Source organism: Frankia gtarii (assembly GCF_025403375.1).
GTDB lineage: Bacteria > Actinomycetota > Actinomycetes > Frankiales > Frankiaceae > Frankia > Frankia gtarii.
On record NZ_JAMPTM010000586.1, the window covers coordinates 1 to 746 of the forward strand.

The window sequence follows — 746 nt, forward strand, 5'->3', positions numbered from 1 at the left end:
TTCCCCCCAAGGAGCTCATGTCTCTGCCGACGGTTCACTCGACCGCGAGCCGGCGCTTCCGAGTCCACCCCCGCGTCCCTCCGTGGACCCGCCGGGTCCCGCGCCCGTGAGCGACACAGCCGCCGTACAGCTGCCCCGCCCCAGAAGTATCGCGAAACACGCGGTGCCACATCTGGTCGAAGCAACTGTCATCCCCGCGGCCCTCTTCCTGATCTTTCTGCATCTGGGCGGCCTCACCCTCGCCGCGCTGATCGCCGTGGCCTGGGGCTACATCGCCCTGGGCCGCCGCGTCGTGCGCAGGCAGCGCATTCCCGCCATGCTGATCCTGTCCTCGGTCGGGCTCACCGTCCGCACCGTCATCGTGATCATCAATGGCAATGCGTTCATCTACTTCCTGCAACCGGTGATCGTCGCCGCCGTGATCGGTCTGATTTTCCTGCTGTCGGCGTTGACACCCCGACCACTGGTCCACCGACTGGCCGGCGACTTCTGTCCGCTACCACCGGGCGTCACCGAGCGCATCGGAGTACGCCGGCTCTTCCTCGGCCTGACCCTGTTCTGGGCCGTGGTGAACCTCGGCAACGCCGCCTTCACCTTCTGGCTACTGGTATCCCAGTCCACCGCCGTGTTCGTCGCGATCCGCGGGGTCACCGGCATGACCGTGACCGCGACCGCGGTGGCGATCACCGTCGCCTGGTCCTGGCGCGTCGCCCGACTGGAGGGCCTGCGCGGCCCCAGCCCCCGCC

1 protein-coding gene is annotated in these 746 nt (G+C 68.4%); it reads left to right on the forward strand.

What is annotated here, in order from left to right:
- Positions 1 to 163 precede the first annotated feature (163 nt).
- Positions 164 to 746: VC0807 family protein (locus NBZ83_RS32430; protein ID WP_261576548.1), on the forward strand; the 583-nt coding region annotated here is incomplete at its 3' end.